We start from the raw sequence: 17,625 nt of genomic DNA on the forward strand, positions 1-17,625 counted from the left end.
CCGATCCGGGCGAATCAGGCAGGGGCATGTTCCAGCGCCGGCGCGGCAGCTTCGGCAGGCTTGCGGTGGCGGCGCTTCACCAGCCAGTAAATGAAAAACGGGATCATCAGCGGCAGCAACAGGGGCGACACGGCCGCCATGGTCACCACGGCCGCCAGCGCCAGGGACAGGATCACGATCACGCCGACGCCTGCCATCACCACGGCCACGATGGCTGCCGCGAAGATCATCGCCACCGCCATCACGGCAAACACGCCGCCGGCCAGCACGGTACCGAACAAGGCGCCCAGCGGCCCGTCATAGTCCGTGTCGCCGACCGTGACGACGAGGTCGCTGGCATCGAAGGAGATCCAGGCTGCAACCATGCAGAAGAACAGCAGGACCAGGGACAGGGCAAATACCTTTTTCATGATGGGCCTCTTGGCGTTGAACATGGTGTTACTGTAGGCCCGGCGCCCCTTGCCAGCCATCCGCTTGCGACGAACGGTGGATTTTGCATGATGAATGGAAAAAGTCCGCCGTTCCGCCTTGAATTGATTGACTGTTTGCCTATACTGAATATCCGATCTCTGAGATGGAGGGGAATATGGCTTGGCTAGTAAGAGACGGGAGCCAATCGTTGCTCCTGGTAATCGACAGCGAACCGCGCCAGCGCAGCGCGATGATCGAGTTAGGCCCCAAAGGCCCGCCATCCGCACCACCGACGATTCCACCAATCATCATCAATCCCTTCAAATACCAGACGCCCGACCCGGCCATCGATCCGCGCATCACTCCCCTCGGCCCGCCGGTGTTGCCGCCTCGGCGGCCTGCCATGTCGCTGCATTGATCTGGCACAAACTTGGTTTTCCTGATACAGCCCGCGCACCACGCGGGCTTTGTTTTCCGCTGGCTAGCGTGGGCGCCTCCTGCTATATTTCCCAGACGCATCTAACCTTGGGAATAAGATGGAAAGCCGTCTGCGCCGCCTGGAGGCCGTCCAGGAAATCCTGCTGGAAATTGGCAAGCTGTCCAATAGTTGCACCGACATCTTGGTCTTCCTGCAGTCCGTGCACGCGGCACTGGGCCGCATCATGTACGCCGCCAATTTCTACGTGGCCCTGAGCGACCGAGACGCGCCCGGCAATGCGGTGCGCTTCGTCTATTTTGTCGACGAAGTGGACGACCATCCCTACAAGGACCAACTGGTGCAGCTGGCCACGCCCGACCAGTCGCCCACCGCCTGGGTCATCCTGAACAAGCAGCGCCTGGTGATGACGGGCGACGAACACCGCGCCCGCGCAGAAAACGAAGTGTTCGGCGTCGGCACGATCGCCGAGCACTGGGTCGGTTGTCCCTTGCTGGACCAGGACCATGAGGTGCTGGGCGCCATGGTGATCCAGAGCTACGACAAGGAGCACACCTACAGCGAGGAAGACCAGGCCCTGTTCGCGCAGATTGCCAACCACGTGTCGAGCGCACTGCAAGGCTTGCAGAGCATGGACCGGCTCGAGCGTGCCGTGCGCGAACGCACCTTGGAACTGGAGCGCGAAGTAGCGGAGCGCAGCAAGGCCGAACGCCTGCAGCGCGCGCTGTACGAGATTGCCAGCCTGTCCGCATCGGCATCGGCCGAATCGGACGCCAGGCTGCTGTACGCCCGCCTGCACGAGATTGTCGGCAGCCTGATCACCGCCCGCAATTTCCTGATTGCGCTCTACCATCCCAAGCGCGACGAAATGTCGATCCCTTACTTCGTCGACGAGAAGGACCAGGAAGCGCCGGTCCAGCGTTTCGAATACGGCGTCGGCATGAGCTCCTTCGTGCTGAAGAAGCGCCAGCCCATGCTGCTCGACGGGCCCGCGTTCGCGGCGCTGATGGAGCGCGGCGACATCAATGAACCGCTGGGAAACCAGGGCATCGCCAGCTGGATGGGTTGCCCGATGATGGTGGGCGAGCAAGCGCTGGGCGTGATCATCGTGCAAAGCTACGACGCATCCGTGGTGTACTCGCAGGCCGAACTCGATATCCTGGCCTACGTCGCCAACCACACCGCCGCCGCCATCGCGCGCACCCGCGCCGACCTGGCGATCCGCCGCGCCAAGGCCGAACTGGAAGAACAGAACACCGCGCTGGCCACCGCGCTCACGCAATTGCAGACGGCGCAATCGGAGCTGGTGCGGCAAGAGAAGCTTGCCTCGCTGGGGCGCCTGGTCGCCGGCGTCGCGCATGAAATCAACACCCCGCTCGGCATCTGCGTGACCGCCACCAGCCACCTGGTGGAAGAGCTGCGCCTGTGCCGCCTCGACCTGGCCGAGGGCACGCTGGACGAAGACGGCTTGAACCAGTTCTTCGACACGGTCGACCAGTCGCTCAAGATCATGACCACCAACACCCAGCGCGCAGCGGCGCTGGTGCGCAGCTTCAAGCAGGTGGCGGTGGACCAGTCGTCCGACAATATCCGCCACTTCAACCTGCGCAAATACCTGGATGAAGTGCTGCTGTCGCTGCAGCCCAAGCTGAAGGGCAAACCGATTGCCGTCAACGTCGACTGCCCGCCGGACATCCATTGCGAGAGCTTCCCCGGCGCCGTCTCGCAGATCGTCACCAATATGGTGGTGAACTCCCTGGTGCACGGCTTCGAAGAAGGGCAGAAGGGCACCATCCGCATCACCGGCAAGCTCGAAGGCGACCACGTGCTGTTCGATTACAGCGACGACGGCGTCGGCATGGATTCCACCACGCTGCAGCAGCTGTTCGATCCCTTCTTCACCACCAAGCGCGGCTCCGGCGGAAGCGGCCTGGGGGCGCACATCCTGTACAACCTGGTGACCGGACCGCTGGGCGGCACGGTGAAGGTGGTCAGCTCGCCCGGCATGGGGCTGCACTACCACCTGCGTTTCCCGCGCGACCAGCGCAAGCAGTCTGCATGAGGGCGTTTTTCCTTGCCTTCGCGGCGGCGTTTGCCTGCGCCGCCGGCGCCGCACCGCTGGCTGACCAGCCGCGCAGTTATCCTTTCAAAGACCAGCAAGGCGACGATGCAGTCGCCAAGCTGCCGTGGATCGTAGGCGGCGAGCCCGGCGTGGCTGAGCGTATCAACGCCTATGTGTACGACGCGTTCCTGCATACCCTGCCTTCGGCGGACGCCAAGGCCATCGGCGGCATGATCGACCCGGGCACCATGTCGATCGAATCGAATGGCATCAGCCCTGTGAACGGCGGGCGCATGGCGCGCGTTTCGCTGCAGCTGTCGGCTTGCGGCGCGCATTGCGGCGATTCGAATTTTGACTATTACTTCGATGTGTCGAATGGGCGCATGGTGGAGGCACTGGATGTGGTCACGACGGATGCAAAGGCCAGGTTGCTGCCCAAGGCGCGCAAGGCGCGCAGCGTGACGATGCAAAAGCACATCGCCGAGCTCAGGAAGCGCTTCAAGAAGGGCAAGGACAAATCCGATGCCGAAGACCAGCTCATACTGTATGAAAATTGCCTCGACAACGAAGAACAGCCAACTGCCGGCGATTTCGGCCACCTGGGCATCCGCGACAACCGCCTGGTGCTGCGTTCCATGTCCTGCGGCAGTTATTCGGTCCGCAGCATCGACGAGCTGGGCGACTTCGAGTACGTACTCAAGGGCGATGAAATGCGGCCCTACCTGAATCCCTACGGCCGCAAGCTGATGCTGGGCGAGGGCGACGCACCGGCGCCGCTGGTCGGAAAATCCGCCCAGCTGTACAAAGGCACAATCAACGGCAACCTGGCGGTGACGCTGTTTATCGGCGACAGCGGCCTGTCAGCAAGCCCGTCGCCGCAAGCCCACTATTACTATGACAAGCACCGCAAGCAGATTGAGTTGACGGTGCAGCGTCAGGGCGCGCAGCTGACCCTCACCGAGCGCGACAACGACGGCAAGCCATCTGGCGTGATGACGCTGAAGGTGTCCGGCGCAAGGCTGACTGGTGAATGGCGTTCCGGCGCCAAGCGTATGCCGGTCGAACTGGCCGCGTACTGACGAAAATTCGGGGTCAGGTCTGTCTTTTGGACAGACAGCGCACTCCTTTGACAAAAATCAAAACGGGGCGAATCGCAACCTCGCGTATTCGTTCTGTCCCGTCGTTTTTCGGTGACTTTGATTTTTATCAAACGTCGTTCACCGCTGTCCAAATGACAGACCTGACCCCGAATTTCAGTCGGGGAAGCGCTCGTTGATCGCGAGGGCCTTGTCCATATTGGCGATCAGCAGTTCGACGAATTTCGGGTCGAGGTGAGTGCCCGCCACCTCGCGCATGTGCTCCACCACTTTCTCGACCGGCCAGGCATCCTTGTAGCAGCGCTTGTGCATCAGCGCGTCGAACACGTCGGACACGGCCACGATCCGCGCGTACTCGTGGATATCGTGGCCCTTCAGCCCTTGCGGGTAGCCGCTGCCGTCGAACTTTTCATGGTGCTGGTGGGCGATCACGGCGGCTGCCTTCAGGATCGGGCGCTGCGAGCCGTCCAGGATCGACAGGCCGACCGTTGGATGCTGCTTCATGATTTCCCACTCGGCCGCATCGAGCTTGCCCGGTTTGAGCAGCACCGAATCCGGCGTGGCGATCTTGCCGATATCGTGCATCGGCGCCGCGTGTTTCAGCACGGCGGTTTCATCTTCCGGCATGCCGGAAGCGCTGGCCAGCAGGTGGCAGAATTCGGCCATGCGCCGCACGTGGTTGCCGGCTTCGTTGGAGCGCGATTCGACCACGTCGCCCAGGCGCATGATCAGCTCGGCCTGGGTGTCAGTGATTTCCTGCGTCAGCAGGATATTGTCGAAGGCGATCGCTACCCCGCTGCAGAAAATCTCCAGCAGCTTCTGGTCGATCTCGGAAATCTCGTCCACGCCCTTCAGCACCAGCAGCGACGCCTTGCCGCTGCTGTTGGGGAAGTAGCCGACGAAGGTGTCGCCGGCCATGCGCGAGATGCGGTTGCGCTCGGCGTCCTTGAGCTGGGCCAGCAGCTCCGGCGTCAGCAGGCTGTCCTCGTCCTGGCCGATCTGGGCCAGCACTTCGTAATCGTGCTCGCCGCTGACGGCGCTGGCGCCGCGCAGGCGCACCAGCATGCTGTGCTCCAGGCGCAGCAGCGCGACCACCTGCTGCAGCAAGCCGTCGGCGAAGTCTTTCAGGTTGCGTGCCTGGAAGATGTGGGCCGAGGCGGCAATCACGCGTTCCAGGCCTTCGCGGTAATGCATTTGCTGCTGGCGCGCTTCTTCCACCTTCATGATGTCGCGGTAGGCGCGCAGGGCGGCGAAGGTGGTGGTGAACAGCTTGGTGCGATCGAGCTCGGTCTTTTCCTTGTAATCGTTGATGTCGTAATTGACGATCACGCGTTCTTCCGGCGCCTGGCCCGGTTGCCCGGTGCGCAGCACGATGCGGGTGAACTGGTTGTCGAGGTCTTCGCGCAGCCAGCGCGCCACTTCCAGGCCGGAGTCTTCGCGCTCCATCACGACGTCGAGGAAGACCAGGGCGATGTCTTTTTCCTTTGCCAGCACTTCCTTCGCTTCGGCGCCGCTGTATGCGTGCAGGAAAGCCAGGCCGCGTCCTTCCAGGCGAAACCGGCTCAGCGTGAGCTTGGTGATGTCGTGGATATCGGGTTCGTCATCAACCAGCAGGATGCGCCACGGCGCAAGTTTGGGCGTAGCAGAAGACAAGAAAGACATATTGGCAAATTCCAAATGTGACACACAGTCCTGGATGATGCGCAATTTTCAGGCGCATCAAATTGATTGTAGTCCTACCCATTGTTATTAACAACAGGCAATACTGGATGAGCTAAATCTTTACAACATCTACTGCGTCGCCGTAACGCTTTTGACAGCGCTCGCACCAGAACGTACGGCGCTGGGTGAGCCCGAGATGGGCCCGGTGCAGCTTGATATTACAGCGCGGGCACACGGCACGGTTGTGCACCAGCCAATGTTTTTTCAATTCAAACGCCAACTTCCATTGTTTGAACTCAAAACTGTATTGGCGCGCTTGCTTGACCAGCTCACGCAACTTTCCTTGTGGCAATTTACTTACCGTGGAGAGAGGGTGTATGTGTAAACGAAACAATACTTCGTTTTTAATAATATTGCCAACGCCAGCGAAGATGTCCTGGTCGAGCAGGACATCGCAGACAAGCCGCTCGGGATTGTCGCGCAGTTTTTTCAGCGCCAGGCGCGGACTCCAATGCGCCGACATCACGTCGCCGCGCCAATCGTAAGCCTGCTCCAGTTCCCCTTCCACCAGCTTGACCGAACAGGTATAGAAGTTCAGCTCGCCGCCTTCTTCGAATTGCAGCGACAGCCGCGGCTCGGCGCCTGCCTTGCGCTCGTCGATGCGGTAGCTGCCGAACATCAGGAAATGGATGCGCAGCGTGTACAGCGGCAATTCGATCAGGAAGTGCTTGCCCCAGCTGCGCAGCGACAGCACCGGCTGGCCGGGCAGCTCCTCGAACGGCACGGCCTTGCTGTTGCCGCTGGCGCAGGCAATGGTGCGCCCTTCAAACGCGCGCACCTGTTCGCTGAGGATGACGATCGACGGGCCTTCGGGCATGGCGCACCTCCTTGCCGACAGCATCGGCGCTCCAGCGCGGCGGCGCCGTGCGCACACGCACAATTGCTATACTCGCTGCATGCTGATCCGACCTACGACCGAACACGACTGGACCACCCTCAAGGAGCTGCGCCTTGCTGCGCTGCTTGATGCGCCAACTGCCTTTGGCGTGACGCACGCCAGCGCCGCTGCCAACCCGGATAGCCAGTGGCAGGACCGTGCCGCGGGGCGCGGGCCGGCGGCCTATCTGCTGGCCTTCGACGGCGGCATGCCGGTCGGCATGATCGGTGGTGTCCTGAGTCAAGCGCAGGAGTTCAGCGTGATCGCGATGTGGGTCAAGCCGGCACACCGCGGCGGTGGCGCGGCGGCGGCGCTGGTCGCTGCAATGAAGCAGCACGCGCAAGCACAAGGCCACCAGCGCGTGGTGCTCGAGGTGTCGCCCGAGAACGAACGTGCCGCAGCCTTGTACCGGAAGCTCGGCTTCCAGTTCCTGCCGCAGTGGGATGCGCTGGCAAGCCACCCGCATATCCAGCTGCAGAAGATGGAATGGCGGGCGGGCGAAAGCTGAACCGGCCGCCTCTTTCGTTTGCGGCGCGCAATCGGCTAGTCACAATGTTGTCATTTTCGCTTCCTAGAATGGCGGGCAGTTTCAACTCCCCCACTTTTGGAAAGCGTCATGGAAAACAAAATCGATCACGACGATATCGGCTACAACGATACCCCGAACGAGCACTTCAGCGAAATTCTCGACAAGCGCATCAGCCGCCGCAACCTGCTGCGCGGTTCGGTAGCGTCGGCCATCTCCGTGATGATGGGTTCTGCCACCCTGACCGCCTGCGGCGGCGGCGACGATGCACCGGTGGTCACCAAGCCGGAAACGCCGGCGCCGGTTGAAAAGCTGCTGGGCTTTGCGGCCGTGGGCAAGAGCCTGGCCGACCTGGTCACCGTGCCGGCCGGCTACACCGCCACCGTCATCTATGCACTGGGCGATCCGTTGACCGCTTCCGCCACGGCCTTCAAGAACGATGGCAGCGATGCCGACTTCGAGAACCGCGCCGGCGACCACCACGACGGCATGGAATTCTTCGGCCTGGACAGTGCCGGCAAACCTTCTGCCAGCGGCAACGACCGCGGCCTGCTGGCCATCAATCACGAAGCGACCACTAACGAAAAGCTGGCATCCTTCTTCATCCACGCCAATGGCGGCACCAACACCCTGCCGCGCCCGGCCGCGGAAATCGACCGCGAAACTTCGCTGCACGGCATCTCCGTGGTGGAAGTGCGCAAGAACGCAGGCAAATGGGAATACGTCAAGGATTCGGCATTCAACCGCCGCGTCACCTGCCTGACTGACTGCGACCTCAGCGGCCCGGTGAAAGGCAATGCCCTGGTGAAGACCAAGTACTCGCCGGACGGCAGCAAGATCCGCGGCACCCTGAACAACTGCGGCACCGGCCGCACCCCATGGGGTTCCTTCGTCTCCGGCGAAGAAAACTGGAGCGGCTACTTCACCCGCAGCGCTACCGACGATGCCGCGCGCGGCAACGACAAGAGCGTCGCCGCGCTCAAGCGCTACGGACGCAGCCAGGGCGCCGCTTCGCGCCACGGCTGGGAATCGGGCGGCGCCGACGACAAGTACGCGCGCTGGAACAACTCCAAGCTCGGTGCTTCGCTCGATGGCAGCGACGACTACCGCAACGAAATGAACGGCATGGGCTATATCGTGGAAGCCGATCCGTACAACAAGGGCAAGAATCTGCGCAAGCGCACCGCGCTGGGCCGCTACGCCCACGAAAGCGCCGCCTTCGGAAAGACCGTGGCCGGCCAGCCGCTGGCCGTGTACATGGGCGACGATTCGCGCAACGAGTACATCTACAAATTCGTCTCCACCGCCACCTGGAGCGAGGCCGACGCTGCGCCGGCCGACCTGCTGGCCACTGGCGACAAATACCTGGATTCAGGCAAGCTGTTCGTGGCCAAGTTTGCTGCCGACGGCAGCGGTTCCTGGATCGAGCTGAACATCAGCAATGCCGCCATCGCCGCTTACACGACCTATAAGTTCGCCGACCAGGCCGACGTGCTGGTCAACGCCCGCCTGGCGGCCGACGCCGTGGGCGCCACCAAGATGGACCGCCCGGAATGGTGCTCGGTCAACCCGGCCAATGGCGAGGTCTACTTCACCCTCACCAACAACAGCGCCCGTACCGCACCGGACGGCCCGAACCCGCGCACCTATGAAGACATGAAGGGCACGTCCAGGCAGACCGGCAACGTCAATGGCCACATCCTGCGCGTCAAGGAAAAAGACGGCAACGCTTCCGCCGCCTTTACCTGGGACGTCTACCTGTTCGGCGCCCAGTCCGATGCCAACCCAAGCCTGGTCAACCTGTCCAGCCTGACTGCCGACCAGGACTTCTCCAGCCCGGACGGCCTGGCCTTCTCGCGCTCCACCGGCATCTGCTGGATCCAGACCGACGACGGCGCCTATACCGATGTCACCAACTGCATGATGCTGGCCGGCCTGCCAGGCCAGGTGGGCGACGGCAAGAAAGTCACGCTGGCGTACGGCGCCACCAATGTCGACACCTTCGTCGGCAAGACCCCGACTGCCGACACGCTGAAGCGCTTCCTGGTCGGCCCGGTCGACTGCGAACTGACCGGCATCACCGAAACGCCGGATGGCAAGACGCTGTTCGTCAACATCCAGCACCCGGGTGAGGGCACGGCCAACGCCAATATCGCCGACCCGGCCAAATACACCAGCCAATGGCCAAGCAATGCCGGCTACGGCGTGGGCAAGCGTCCGCGTTCGGCCACCATCGCCATCACCAAGAACGACGGCGGGCGCATCGGTAGCTGATTGTAAAAAGTTGTCTGAAAAATGGGGTACGTCCCCATTTATTCTGGGCCGGACGTATCCGGCCCGTTTTTTTTGTCAGGAATTGTTTCAATGACAGCAGGGGCGGGGGCGAGGAGTATATTGAAGCTTATCTAGGAAAGGAAACCCATCATGAAACGCCAAACTCGCTTCTGGATCGCCGCTGCCCTGCTGCTGGCGGCGGCTGGCGCCGCCTCGGCAGGCGGGGTGACCGTCAAGTACCAGGACCCGGACAAATTCACGGACGTGCCGTTCTGGGAACAGGACCGTGACCAGGTGCTGAAGGAATTGACTACCCATTTCGAATCCCTGGCCAGGCAATTGCCGGCCAACCAGCAATTGTCGATCACCGTGACCGACATCGACCTGGCCGGCCGCGTCGAGCCGCGCCGCCGTTCCCTGCACGACTTGCGCATCCTGCGCGGCGGGGCCGACTGGCCGACCATGGAATTGCAATATACGCTGCAACAGGATGGCAAGGTGCTTGCCAGCGGCACCGACCGCCTCAGCAACATGATGTACCTGGACGGCCTGAACCGTTACGCGGGCGGTGATTCGCTGCGGTATGAAAAGCCGATGGTCGACGATTGGTTCAAGAAAACGTTCGGCGCACCGACCCAGCTCAGCAGCAAGTAATGTTGCCGCTCAGTCGATCCAGTTCACGCGGCTGAACTTGGCGCGGAAGTCGTCCGGCATCGGCACCACCTGGCTGTGGCGGTAGTGGTAGAACACGAAGCCTTGCTTGGCCATGGCAACCAGCGTGCCATCGGCCGGACGGGTGATGCGGAAGATGACGTCGCCGCCATACTTGTTGAAATCCATCACGCCTACCTCGAACAGCAGCTGGTCGCGCGCGTGCGCTTCGGCGCGGTAGGTGGTGGCCAGGTCGGTGACGATGATGCCGGTGCCGTCGGCTTCCGTTTCCTGCACGCCGAACTCGAACAGGAAGCGCGCCCGCGCTTCCGAGATCATGGAAATCATCGAGTCGTTGCCGAGGTGGTTGGCGCCGTTGATGTCGGTCACGCGGACCGTCAGCTGGGTCGAAAAGCAGAATTGGTCTTCCGGGAACGCAAGCGTCAGTCTGGCCATGTCTTTCGCGGGCTGGTGGGAAAGCGCCCATTGTAGCGCGCCTTCGCCACCGGGACCGGTCCTTACGGTTTGCGGATGATCTGGTACACCTTGCCGGATTCGCTCAGCATGTACAGCTCGCCCGCGGCATCCTGGCCGAAGGCCGGGACCTGGCCGATATCGCCCACCGCCCAGTCTTTCGCTTCGCTGACTGCGCCGTTGCTATACAGGAAGCTCTTCAGGAAGCCCTTGCAATAATCCGAATAGAGGTAGCGGCCGGCCAGTTCCGGCAAGGCCGTGCCGCGGTAGACAAAGCCGCCGGTGATCGAACAGCCGTTGGCATTGTTGCTGCCGTGGTCGTACTCGAAGACGGGCAGGGTCAGTCCTTGCTGGGAACAGGTGCTGGCGTTGTAGCAACTGGTCCCTTCCATGGTGTTCCAGCCGTAGTTGACTGCCTTGGCGCCGGCCGCCACCACGTCGACTTCCTCCTTCAAGGCCTGGCCGACGTCGGCAATGTACAGCGACGATGTCGTGTTGTCGAAGGCGAAGCGCCAAGGGTTGCGCAAGCCGTAGGCCCAGATTTCGCCGCGCTTGCCGGCTTGGCCGACAAAGGGATTGTCGGCCGGCACGTTATACAGCGGCGCCACCACGTCGTCCACCTTCAGGCGCAGCAGCTTGCCCAGCAGGGAGTCGAGGTTTTGCGCATTGCCGCTCGGGTCGCCAGCGCCGCCGCCGTCGCCGGTGCCGGCATACAGGTAGCCGTCGGCGCCGAAGGCCAGCATGCCGCCCATGTGGTTGGTGTACGTCGGGTGCGGGATGGTGATGATGCGCTTGAGCGAGTTGGCGTCGGCCACGTTGGCATCGGCCGAGACTTTCACTTCGTCGATGGCGATGTTGCTGAACTTGTCCGTGTAATAGATGTAGAAGCGGCCGGTCTGGGCGTAGTTCGGATGGAAGGCCATCGACAGCAGGCCGCCTTCGCCGTCCGTGCTGAGCAGGCCGGTCAAGTCGAGGAACGGCGTGCTGCGCAGCGTGCCGTCGCTGCCGAGGATGCGGATGCGGCCCGGGCGCTCGACAATGAAGCGGCGCGCATCGCCAGCCGGTGCGGTCAGCAACAGGGGAGTGCTGAGGCCGCTTGCCACTTCCTTCACGGCCAGCGCGAAGGCCGGCTTCGGCGGTTCCGGCGGCGGTGGCGCCGGTTGCGTCACGGGGGGCGAACTGCCACCGCCGCCGCCACCGCAAGCTGCCAGCAGCGCGGCCATCAAGGTTGCAGCCAGCGTGCTGGCCGGGGACACAGCGAGGGCCGCAGGCGCGGGCCGGGAATTCAGGTCATCAGCCATCATTTCCTCCGGTTGGGTTAGCAGCCAACTTTAGGACTGCCCAACTGCGCCATCTGTGCGGGAACGCACTTACTGGTTTTCACTTAAAAACAGCAGGGTGTGGCCATGCGCTTCGGCGGCGCTGGGCTGGTGGTAGCTGTTGCGGTGGTTGCAGTTGAAGCCGTGTTCGGCGTCCGGGTAGAGGTGGATTTCAACCTGTTCGCGCGCGCCGAAACGCTCGGCCACCTGGCGCACGGCCTCCAGCGGGATGTGGGCGTCGCGCCCGCCAAAGTGCAGCAGCAGCGGCGCGCGGATGTCGTCGGCGCGCTCCAGGCAATGCTGGATGCCGCCGCCGTAGTAGGCGACCGCATGCTCGGCGTGGTCATTGGCCAGGGCCAGGTAGGCCATGCGGCCGCCCCAGCAATAGCCCAGCGCGGCCAGCCGGCCTGCGGCGCCGGGCGTGGCGCGCAGTGCAGCCGCGGCAGCGCCGATGTCGGCCTGGGCCTGCGCCACGTCGGTGCGCTGCATGCACTGGGCGGCGCGGCCCCAGTCCGCCTCGTCATAGCCGAACTCCAGGCGCTTGCCCTGGCGCCAGAACAGGTCGGGCGCCAGCACTACATAGCCGTCGGCCGCATATTGCTCGGCCACCGCGCGGATGTGGGCGTTGACGCCGAAGATTTCCTGCAGCAAGAGCAGGGCGGGGCCGTGGCCGCTGCGCGGCAGGGCCAGGAAGGCGTCGAAGGCGCCGTCCGGGCCCTGCACCGTGACCCATTGCGTGCTGAGGTCCATGGCCTTAGCCGCCTTGCTGCGGCCGGGCCAGCGCCTGCAGGCAGGCATCGAGGTCCTGGCGCGCAAAGGCCGACACGTTCTTGGCCACTTCGGCCGTGACCAGCTTGCGGGTCTGCTTGTCCAGGCTGTCGCGCAGCAGGCCCAGGAAGCGCGGCGCGGCCACCAGGGCCAGGTGCTGGAAGCGGTCCTGGGCGGCGGCCGTATCGAGCCGGTGCCCGATTTCGCGCGCGAACTGGCGCACCTCGTGCTGCACCGGTTCTTCCACCCGCGGCGCGGTGTGGCCGCGCCCTTCGGGGCCGAAATACTGGCCGTGGCCGTCGGAAGCCAGCTGGCGGTTGTCGGCGCGTCCCAGCGGGTTGGCCAGGTCTTCGATCTCTTCGGCCGGCAACTGGCCGTCGCGCAATTGGAAGATGCGGGCGTGGCTGCTGTCAGCCACGACGATCCAGGTGTTTTCCATGGTCGCCTCCTCGTGGTGTGGGCAGCCCAGTATAGGCCGCTGCCGCAGCGCTTGGCGCGCGTGAGCCGGGCGGAAAATGTTTCCATATGGCATTAAATGGCCGACCGTGCGACAATGGTAAGCTGGCAAAGCGAAGGCAGGGACACGATGGACGATCCGATCAGCGCAGCATCACGGCAACCGTTCCGCACGCGCACGGCGGTGCTGGCGCTGCTGTGCGGCTTCGGCCTGACCGGCGTCCTGTTTGCCGGCGTCAGCCGGCTGGAAGCGCAGCGCGCGCAACTGGCTTTCGAGCAGCGCGTGCAGGCGCGCGCTTTCGTGCTGCGCGAGGGCATCGGCAGCGCCCTGGCCAGCCTGCATGCGGTCAACCAGCTGTTCGTGGCCCGCCCCGGCGCCAGCCGCGAGGAATTCCATCGTTTCGTCACGCCGCTGCTGGTGCGCCGGCCCTATGTGCTGGGCATCAGCTACCTGCGCTACATCGAGCACGCCGAACGGCCGGCCTTCGAGGCCGGTCTGCAGGCGCTGCAGCCCGGCGCCACGGTGCGCGAGCTGCGCGCCGGCGCAGCGCAGCCGGCCGCCGTGCGGCCGCGCTACCGGGTGATCGACTACATCGAACCGCTGGCCGGCAACGAGGCGGCGCTCGGCCTCGATACCCTGTTTCCCGGCCGCGACGACGGCGCGCGCCAGCGCGCCTATGCCAGCGGCGCCCCGGCGGCCGGGCCGCTGGTGCAACTGGCGCAGCGCGACGGCGCGCGCCAGCGCCTTGGCGTGGTGGTGGCGATGCCCTTGTACGCCGGCGCCGCGCCGGGCGGCACGGTGGTCGGCGAGACGGCCCTGACCTTGCAGCCGGGCGCAATGATCGAGAAGATCTTCGCCAGCGCCGGGCCAGACGCCGGCGCGCTCGACCTGCAGGTGTATGCCAGCGCCGAACCCGATCCGGTCGCCCTGGTGTACGACGCGGCGCCGGCCCCATCGCACGGCGGCCTGTCCCTGCCGGCCTGGCTGTACCCGGCCCGCACGGCGCCGCTGCAGCTGGCGCTCGACGTGGCGGGCTCGCGCTGGCTGATGGTGGCCACGCCCGGCGCGCGCATCCTGGCCAGCGAGCACCTGGCTTCGCTGTCCACGCTGGCGCTGGGCGTGCTGATTACCCTGATCGGCTCGGCCTTCATCGATTCGCTCAAGCGCCGCAAGCTGCTGATCCAGCAGCGCGTGGCCACGCGCACGGCGGAACTGAAGGCGGCCAACCAGGCCTTGCTGCTGCGCCAGCGCGCCATCGAGTCGAGCACCAATGCGGTGATGATCACGGCGGCCGAACCGCACAACCCGATCGTGTACGTGAACCCGGCGTATGAACGCATCACCGGCTACCGCGCGCAGGAAGCGCTGGGCCGCAGCCCGCGCGTGCTGTTTGGCGATGACCTCGACCAGCCCGGCATCGACGAGCTGCGGGCGGCGATCCGCGAGCAGCGCGACGGCCACGCGGTGCTGCGCTGCTACCGCAAGGACGGCACCCAGTACTGGAACGACGTGGTGCTGTCGCCGGTGCGCGACGAGCACGGCGTGGTGGTCAACTTCATCTCGATCCAGCACGACATCACCGCCATCAAGGCCTATGAGTCGGAGCTGGAACACCGCTCGACCCACGATGCGCTGACCGGCCTGCCCAACCGCGTGCTGCTGCAGGACCGGCTGGCGCAGACCATCCAGCACTCGGGGCGCAAGGGGCATGAACTGTGGCTGGTGTCGATCGACCTTGATCGCTTCAAGTTCACCAACAGCCGCCTGGGCCACAAGGGCGGCGACCGCCTGCTGCAGATCGTGGCGGCGCGGCTGCAGGCGGCCGTGCGGCCGGTCGACACGGTGGCGCGCCTGGGCGGGGACGAGTTTGCGCTGCTGCTGTTACCGGAACGGGGCGGCCTGGCGCCGCGCGCCGAACAGCTGCAGCGCGTGCTGGACAGCCTGGCGGCGCCGCTGGTGCTCGATGGCACCGAGCTGTTCCTGACCGCCAGCGCCGGCATCGCCGTGTTCCCGACCGACAGCAAGGAACCCGGCGTGCTGGCCGAGCGGGCCGACATCGCCATGTTCCGCGCCAAGGAAATGGGCGGCAACCAGTACCAGTTCTACACCGCGGCCCTGAACGAGCGCCTGGGCGAGCGGCTGCGCATCGAAAGCGCGCTGCGCACGGCGCTGGAGCGGCGCGAGTTCGAGCTGCATTACCAGCCCCAGGTCGACTGCGCCAGCGGCCGCATCATGGGCATGGAGGCGCTGATCCGCTGGCGCCATCCGGAAATGGGCATGGTGGCGCCCAACCGCTTCATCCCGCTGGCGGAGGAGACCGGCCAGATCCTGGCCGTCGGCCACTGGGTGCTGCGCACCGCCTGCCGCCAGCTGCGCGACTGGCAGCGCGACGGGCGCAAGCACTTGCGCATCGCCGTCAACGTCTCGGCGCGCCAGCTGGCAGAGCCGGACTTCGTGCAGGGCGTGGCGGAGGTGCTGGCCGATACCGGCCTGGCGCCGCACTGCCTGGAGCTGGAACTGACCGAGAGCGCCGTGATGAACGACGTGGCGCACGCCATGGCCGTCATGCACGCATTGAAGAAGCTGGGCGTGAAGCTGGCGATCGACGACTTCGGCACCGGCTATTCCTCGCTGGCGCACCTGAAGCGCTTCGAGATCGACGTGCTGAAGATCGACCAGACCTTCGTGCGCGACCTGACGGTCGATCCCGACGATGCCGCCATCGTCACCACCATCATCGCGCTGGCCCGCAACCTGGGGCTGGAAGTGATCTCGGAAGGGGTGGAGACGCAGGAACAGCTGGACTTCCTGCGCCGCCATGGCTGCCGCCACATGCAGGGCTACTTCTTCGGCCGGCCGCTGCCGGCCGAAGGCTTCCTCGCCCTGCTGCAGCAGGATGAAGCGGCGGCTAGCGCTTCACAAAGCTGAACGGGTCGCCTTTCTTCCAGGCCGGCATGGCCTTGCCGTTGGCGACTTCATAGCCCAGGTTCAGGGTGAACTGGGCTTGCTGCACCATGCCCGACAAATCCCAGCTGGCATGGTATTCGTCCTTGACGCTGTGGTAGTCGCGCTTGAAGGCGACGATGCTGGCGGCCGAGGCATCGTGCGCATGCTCGAACTCGAAGTGGCCGTCGCCGGAGAACACGGCGGAACCGACGTTAAAGGCCGGCACGCCCGCCTTGGCGAACTGGAAGTGGTCGGCGCGGAAGTAGGCGCCCGACAGGTCGGGGATCGGCGGCGCCAGTTTCAGGCCCATCTGCCTGGCCACCTTGGCCGCGCTGTCATGCAGCGAGCTGCGCTCGGCGCCGGCCACGCCGATGTCCCTGGTGCGGCCGGCAAAATTCATCGAATCGAGGTTCAGGTCGGCCAGCGTGCGCTTGAGCGGGAAGGCCGGGTTGGCGACGTAGGCCTGCGCGCCGTGCATGCCCACTTCCTCGGCGGCCGGCCACAGGAAGACTTGCGAGCGCTTGGCCGGTTTCTGCACCGCGGCGGCAGCCATCGCCAGCAGGGCGGCGGCGCCGGAACCGTTGTCGATGGCGCCGTTGTAGATGCGGTCCGTGCCGTCGGCCGGGCCGTCGGCCTTGCCCAGATGGTCCCAGTGCGCGGAATAGACCACCGCCTGGTCCCTCAGTGTCGGGTCGCTGCCGGGCACGATGCCGACCACGTTGAACTGCTCGACCTGGCGCACGCTGGAGCGGATTTCGCTGTGGGCGCTGATGTTCAGGACCACCGGGCGGAAGTCGCGGCGTTCGGCGGCGGCGCGCAGGGCGTCCAGCTCGAAGCCGGCAGCCCTGAACAGGGTGCGCGTGTAGTCTTCGGACAGCCAGCCTTCAACCAGGTTGCCGCCGCCGGGCGCATGGAAGCGTTCCAGCGAGAAGCTGGTGGCGGGGACGTTCCAGCCATAGGCGGCCGATGGCGTGGTGTGGATCAGCAGCGCGCCGGCGGCGCCGCGGCGCACCGCTTCTTCGTACTTGTACATCCAGCGGCCGTAATAGGTGTAGCCTTTGCCGGCAAAGCGGTTCGGTTCTTCGGCGGTGGGCTGCGGGTCGTTGACCATCATGACCAGGATCTTGCCCTTGACGTCGGCGTCCTTGTAGTCGTTCCAGTTTTCCTCCGGCGCGATGGCGCCGTAGCCGACGAACACCAGCGGCGCATCGAATATCACTTCGGCGCGGCCGCTGCCGGTGCCGATCAGGACGTCCTCGCCCAGGCGCGGCTTCAGGGTGCTGGCGCCGGCAGAGAATGTGATCGAACTGCCGGGCTGCAGGCGGGTGCCCTGGAACCTCACCGGCTGGCGATAGGAGCCGTCGGCCAGCGGCTGCAGGCCGATGGCCGCGGCCTGGGTCTCCAGGTAGCGCACTGCCAGGTCGCCGCCGCGCTGGCCGGTGCCGCGGCCCTCGAGCAGGTCGTCGGCGAGGAAGGAAAGGTGGGCGCGCAGCGGCGCTTCCTTGACGGTTGGCGCTTGCTGCGCTGCGGCAGAAGCGGCCGCCAGCAGCAGGCTGGCAGGGATCAGGTACTTGGTATGCATGGCGGGGATCTTACCCCATAATG

Annotated in this window: 15 protein-coding genes; 7 read left to right on the forward strand and 8 right to left on the reverse strand. The window is 64.8% G+C overall.

Annotated features, from left to right (window positions below; translation table 11 throughout):
• Positions 1-14: 14 nt before the first annotated feature.
• Complete coding sequence (locus ACN9M3_RS04970; protein ID WP_426168088.1) at positions 15-410, reverse strand: hypothetical protein; 396 nt, start codon at positions 408-410, stop codon at positions 15-17.
• Positions 411-619: 209 nt separating this feature from the next.
• Between ACN9M3_RS04970 and ACN9M3_RS04975 the strand changes: the two genes are divergently transcribed.
• The 3 genes from ACN9M3_RS04975 to ACN9M3_RS04985 all read left to right on the forward strand — a co-directional run bounded on the left by ACN9M3_RS04975 (position 620) and on the right by ACN9M3_RS04985 (position 3,988).
• Positions 620-829 (forward strand): hypothetical protein, encoded by a 210-nt coding sequence (locus ACN9M3_RS04975; protein ID WP_426320912.1) that lies wholly within the window; start codon positions 620-622, stop codon positions 827-829.
• Between the two features lie 118 nt (positions 830-947).
• Positions 948-2,909 carry a GAF domain-containing sensor histidine kinase gene (locus ACN9M3_RS04980; protein WP_426320914.1) on the forward strand — a complete coding sequence of 654 codons (1,962 nt, stop codon included), beginning with the start codon at positions 948-950 and terminating at the stop codon, positions 2,907-2,909.
• Positions 2,906-3,988: a hypothetical protein gene (locus ACN9M3_RS04985; RefSeq protein ID WP_426320916.1), complete on the forward strand. Its 1,083-nt coding sequence runs from the start codon at positions 2,906-2,908 to the stop codon at positions 3,986-3,988. Before ACN9M3_RS04980 ends, ACN9M3_RS04985 begins: the two co-directional genes overlap by 4 nt.
• Before the next feature lie 174 nt (positions 3,989-4,162).
• On the opposite strand, the gene ACN9M3_RS04990 is transcribed toward ACN9M3_RS04985, so the two are convergent.
• Complete coding sequence (locus ACN9M3_RS04990; RefSeq protein ID WP_426168096.1) at positions 4,163-5,668, reverse strand: DUF3369 domain-containing protein; 1,506 nt, start codon at positions 5,666-5,668, stop codon at positions 4,163-4,165.
• 112 nt (positions 5,669-5,780) lie between these two features.
• A complete protein-coding gene (locus ACN9M3_RS04995; RefSeq protein ID WP_426320918.1) occupies positions 5,781-6,569 on the reverse strand; it encodes a DNA-formamidopyrimidine glycosylase family protein in 789 nt (262 codons plus the stop codon).
• A gap of 55 nt (positions 6,570-6,624) precedes the next feature.
• Here ACN9M3_RS04995 and ACN9M3_RS05000 point away from each other — a divergent pair, with 55 nt between their 5' ends.
• The 3 genes from ACN9M3_RS05000 to ACN9M3_RS05010 all read left to right on the forward strand — a co-directional run bounded on the left by ACN9M3_RS05000 (position 6,625) and on the right by ACN9M3_RS05010 (position 10,059).
• Complete coding sequence (locus ACN9M3_RS05000; RefSeq protein WP_426320920.1) at positions 6,625-7,113, forward strand: GNAT family N-acetyltransferase; 489 nt, start codon at positions 6,625-6,627, stop codon at positions 7,111-7,113.
• Positions 7,114-7,221: 108 nt separating this feature from the next.
• A complete protein-coding gene (locus tag ACN9M3_RS05005; protein WP_426320922.1) occupies positions 7,222-9,405 on the forward strand; it encodes a PhoX family protein in 2,184 nt (727 codons plus the stop codon).
• Positions 9,406-9,555: 150 nt separating this feature from the next.
• A complete protein-coding gene (locus ACN9M3_RS05010; protein ID WP_426320924.1) occupies positions 9,556-10,059 on the forward strand; it encodes a DUF3016 domain-containing protein in 504 nt (167 codons plus the stop codon).
• Positions 10,060-10,068: 9 nt separating this feature from the next.
• Here ACN9M3_RS05010 and ACN9M3_RS05015 read toward each other — a convergent pair whose 3' ends face one another.
• The 4 genes from ACN9M3_RS05015 to ACN9M3_RS05030 all read right to left on the reverse strand — a co-directional run bounded on the left by ACN9M3_RS05015 (position 10,069) and on the right by ACN9M3_RS05030 (position 13,056).
• Entirely contained in the window at positions 10,069-10,512 is a 444-nt protein-coding gene (locus tag ACN9M3_RS05015) for a thioesterase family protein (RefSeq protein ID WP_426168106.1), read from the reverse strand.
• 62 nt (positions 10,513-10,574) lie between these two features.
• Positions 10,575-11,834 carry a PQQ-dependent sugar dehydrogenase gene (locus tag ACN9M3_RS05020; RefSeq protein WP_426168108.1) on the reverse strand — a complete coding sequence of 420 codons (1,260 nt, stop codon included), beginning with the start codon at positions 11,832-11,834 and terminating at the stop codon, positions 10,575-10,577.
• Positions 11,835-11,900: 66 nt separating this feature from the next.
• Complete coding sequence (locus ACN9M3_RS05025; protein ID WP_426320926.1) at positions 11,901-12,599, reverse strand: dienelactone hydrolase family protein; 699 nt, start codon at positions 12,597-12,599, stop codon at positions 11,901-11,903.
• 4 nt (positions 12,600-12,603) lie between these two features.
• Entirely contained in the window at positions 12,604-13,056 is a 453-nt protein-coding gene (locus tag ACN9M3_RS05030; protein WP_426168112.1) for a host attachment protein, read from the reverse strand.
• Between the two features lie 147 nt (positions 13,057-13,203).
• On the opposite strand from ACN9M3_RS05030, the gene ACN9M3_RS05035 reads away from it, so the two are divergent.
• Complete coding sequence (locus ACN9M3_RS05035) at positions 13,204-16,002, forward strand: bifunctional diguanylate cyclase/phosphodiesterase (RefSeq protein ID WP_426168114.1); 2,799 nt, start codon at positions 13,204-13,206, stop codon at positions 16,000-16,002.
• On the opposite strand, the gene ACN9M3_RS05040 is transcribed toward ACN9M3_RS05035, so the two are convergent.
• Positions 15,983-17,602: a M28 family peptidase gene (locus tag ACN9M3_RS05040; protein WP_426320929.1), complete on the reverse strand. Its 1,620-nt coding sequence runs from the start codon at positions 17,600-17,602 to the stop codon at positions 15,983-15,985. The genes ACN9M3_RS05035 and ACN9M3_RS05040 overlap by 20 nt on opposite strands.
• Positions 17,603-17,625: the final 23 nt, after the last annotated feature.

This window comes from Pseudoduganella sp. R-43 (genome assembly GCF_049913255.1).
Classification (GTDB): Bacteria; Pseudomonadota; Gammaproteobacteria; order Burkholderiales; family Burkholderiaceae_D; genus Rugamonas.